This window comes from Anaerophaga thermohalophila str. Valhall (assembly GCF_000250735.1).
In the GTDB taxonomy this organism is placed as follows: domain Bacteria; phylum Bacteroidota; class Bacteroidia; order Bacteroidales; family Marinilabiliaceae; genus Anaerophaga; species Anaerophaga thermohalophila_A.
Genome location: NZ_AHZV01000126.1, coordinates 1 through 3,840 on the forward strand (window position 1 = coordinate 1; position 3,840 = coordinate 3,840).

Below are 3,840 nucleotides of genomic sequence, written 5' to 3' on the forward strand. Positions count from 1 at the left end.
TTTTCGTAAATGAGTATTTTGGCGGCGAGCGTAACACAGCAAATGGTACTTTATGGACAGACACTGGTTAAATTTTTGTTTTGTAAATAAATTGATTGTTAGTTGCATGTGCTCAAAAGATTAAATCTGCTAAAATGCAGTAAGCCAAAGTTTTGAGAATAATCTTGTAGCTGATATCTAAAACTCTAAAGGTCTATTGAGATATTGAATATGGATTTAAAAAAGTTGAAAGAAGAAGTATTTCAGGCAAATCTGGATTTGGTTCGTCACAACCTTGTTATTTTCACCTGGGGCAATGTAAGTGCCATCGACAGGGAAAACGGTTTGGTTGTGATCAAACCCAGCGGAGTGGCCTATGATGATATGAAAGCCGACGATATGGTGGTTGTCGATCTTGACGGCAATGTGGTGGAAGGTGATCTGAAACCTTCTTCAGACACACCTACGCATATTGAGTTGTACAGACATTTTGCAGAAATAGGCGGAGTGGTTCATACCCACTCTGCCTACGCTACTGCATGGGCTCAGGCAGGAGTGGATATTCCAATTTTAGGTACCACGCATGCCGACTATTTTGCCAGTGACATCCCGTGTACAAGAGATATGTCTAAGGAAGAAGTAGAATCAGAATACGAAAAGAAAACCGGAACGATCATAGTGGAAGCATTCAAAGGTAAAAATCCAAATCATGTTCCGGGGGTTATTGTGAAAAATCACGGCCCCTTTTCCTGGGGGAAAGATGCTCACGAAGCTGTCCATAATAGTGTAGTTATGGAGCAGGTTGCGAAAATGGCTTTTATCAGTCTCTCAGTGAATCCGCAGGCATCAATGAATCCTTTGCTAACGAGAAAGCATTTCGACCGGAAGCACGGTGCCAATGCCTATTACGGGCAACGATAGTTCATAAAATCAATGACTAAAAACTACTGACTACAGAACTAAAAACTAAAATTATGCATTCAAAAAAATATGTTATCGGGCTTGATTACGGTTCTGACTCGGCTCGGGCCGTGGTGGTGGATACTGAAACCGGCGAGGAAGTAGCCCAGTCGGTAAAGTATTACCCGCGATGGATGGAAGGAAAATACTGCAATCCGGCTGCCAATCAGTACAGACAGCATCCGCTCGACTACATCGAAGTGCTTGAATATACAGTAAAGAATGCTTTAAAAGAAGCCGGGAGCGATGTTGCCCAAAATGTGGTCGGATTATCGTTTGACACTACCGGAAGTACGCCTGCTTTTGTAGATAAGGATGGCATTCCGCTGGCTTTGAAACCCGGGTTTTCAGAGAATCCCAATGCAATGTTTATTCTCTGGAAGGACCATACCGCAGTGAAGGAGGCCGCGGAAATCAATGCTCTGGCAAAAAAGTGGGAGGAAGATTATACAAAATATGAAGGTGGTGTTTATTCATCGGAATGGGTTTGGGCTAAAGTATTACACGTGCTGCGTGAAGACACGTCTGTTCGCGAAGCCGCCTGGTCGTGGATAGAACATGCCGACTGGATGCCGGCTTTAATTACCGGAACAGAAAAACCCGACCAGGTGGTTCGTAGTCGCTGCGCTGCCGGACATAAAGCGATGTGGCACGAAACCTGGGACGGATTACCACCCGAAGATTTTTTAACTACGCTTGATCCATTACTGAAGGGGTATCGTGACAGATTGTATCGTTATACCTATCCGAGTGATAAGAAAGTTGGCAATCTGACCCCGGAATGGGCAGAGCGATTGGGACTTTCAACCGATGTTGTTGTTGGTGTCAGCGCATTTGATTGTCACATGGGTGCTGTTGGCGGGGGAGCTACTCCTAACGTTTTGGCAAGAGCTATCGGGACATCCACATGCGACATTATGATTGCCGATTACGAACAAATTGGTGACAAGCTGGTGCGCGGAATTTGCGGGCAGGTAGATGGATCGGTAGTCCCCGGCTATATTGGTCTCGAAGCCGGACAATCGGGGTTTGGTGATGTTTATGCATGGTTTAAAAATGTGGTAGCATGGCCGTTGAATAATATTCTTGCCGATAGTAAACTACTTGATAACGAAACCAAACAAAAACTGATTGACGAAACCATAGACCAGATTATTCCGCGCTTAAGCGAAGAAGCCATGAAAATTCCTGTTGAAGAGTCGACTATTCTTGCAACAGACTGGATGAACGGAAGAAGAACACCCGATGCCAGTCAGGAAGTCACCGGCTCCATCACCGGACTGACACTTGGTTCTTCAGCTCCACGAATTTTCAGAGCACTGGTTGAGGCTACTGCTTTTGGTTCCAAAGCCATAGTTGAACGTTTTCGGGAAGAAGGTGTCGAATTGAAAGGTGTTATCGGGTTGGGTGGCGTAGCCCGCAAATCTCCCTTTGTTATGCAAACCCTGGCCGATGTACTTAATATGCCTATAAAGGTTGCTGCAACCGAACAGACCTGTGCTGTGGGAGCCGGAATGTTTGCTGCTGTTGTAGCGGGCATTTATCCTAATGTAGAAGAAGCCCAGAAGAAAATGGGACAGGGATTCGAAAAGGAATATAAACCCGATCCCGAAAATGCCCGGAAATATGAGGCCATTTATGAAAAGTATGTAAAATTAGGCCATTTTACTGAAAACGAACTGTAGTGCTTTGATGACAGCCGGGTAAGGTATATGGGGAGAAGGGGGAAGAGGGGAAGTTGGGTTAAATAGCCGCAGAGCGGCAATAGAACGGTAGAATAAATTTGATGGAAAAGTATAAAGCTGCGGAGCTGCGACAGAAACAGGACAAATGTTTGGCTTTGGCTTGTCGGGGTAAGGCGGCACATGCATAAATCCGTGTTTGCGAGTTCTATCAGACCAATAACTTAGACTAATTTTATACTGATGAAACGAGCATGGAGCTTTGATTTCTCCTTCGGCTTTGCCGCTTTGTTTACAAAGAAAACTGCCACAAAAGGGCATGTATAAAGAAATCGCGAGTTCCATCCGACCTAAATAAATAAATTTTATACGGATGAATAAAGAACTAATTGGAATTGCTTCCGACCATGCCGGTTATGAAATGAAAGAGATGGCTAAAAAATATCTTGAAGAAAAAGGGTATGAAGTTAAAGACTTTGGAACCAATTCTTCGGAAAGTTCCGATTATTCCGATTTTGCACATCCGCTGGGAGAAGCAATTTCAAACGGAAAAATAAAAAGAGCAGTAGCCTTTTGTGGGAGCGGTAATGGCATAAACATCACATTGAACCGTCATAAAGGAGTAAGATCGGCTTATAGCTGGAATCCCGAAATAGCCCGGTTGGGAAGAGCTCATAACGATGCCAACGTTTGCGCCATGCCTGCACGTTTCCTGGAGCCCGCCCAGGTTCGTGAGATCATTGATGCCTTTCTTTCCACAGATTTTGAAGGGGGGCGTCATCAAAAACGGATAGAAAAAATTGAGCTTTGATAAAAAGTTAGTTAGTGCTTGTCTGCAATACTCCGTTAAACTTTTACAATACACTGCAAGCCAATTGTTTATGCCTTTTAATATTGGTTTATTAAGATGCAGTGTATCAATATTTACGGATTATCTTACATCTTGTATCACTACTGACCGACTAAAATGAAATGGATTTAATGACGACTTGTGTTTATGTGCTCTCTGAATACTTTTGCACAGTTCAGGGGTAGGTTCGCATCAAAGAAATTCCGTTAAGAAAATCAGATTGTTTTTCGTTAAGAAACGAGCTTGCGAGTTCACCGAATGCCTTTGAAAGCAAACACGATAATGAGGTAAATCCGAATTGTTTGAGCGAAGCGAGTTTTCGGATTTTAGAAAAACAATCTGATTTTTAGGAATTTCTTTGTGCGACGG

General features: G+C 43.5%; 3 protein-coding genes. All 3 read left to right on the top strand.

The features are described from left to right. Positions 1-210 precede the first annotated feature (210 nt). The 3 genes from OQ5_RS0106650 (at position 211) to OQ5_RS0106660 (ending at position 3,432) form a co-directional block, all read left to right on the top strand. Complete coding sequence (locus OQ5_RS0106650) at positions 211-900, top strand: L-ribulose-5-phosphate 4-epimerase (protein ID WP_016776738.1); 690 nt, start codon at positions 211-213, stop codon at positions 898-900. 53 nt (positions 901-953) lie between these two features. Next, positions 954-2,624, top strand: a complete 1,671-nt coding sequence (locus tag OQ5_RS0106655) for a ribulokinase (protein ID WP_016776739.1) — start codon at positions 954-956, stop codon at positions 2,622-2,624. Between the two features lie 370 nt (positions 2,625-2,994). After that, positions 2,995-3,432: an RpiB/LacA/LacB family sugar-phosphate isomerase gene (locus tag OQ5_RS0106660; protein WP_016776740.1), complete on the top strand. Its 438-nt coding sequence runs from the start codon at positions 2,995-2,997 to the stop codon at positions 3,430-3,432. Positions 3,433-3,840 lie beyond the last annotated feature (408 nt).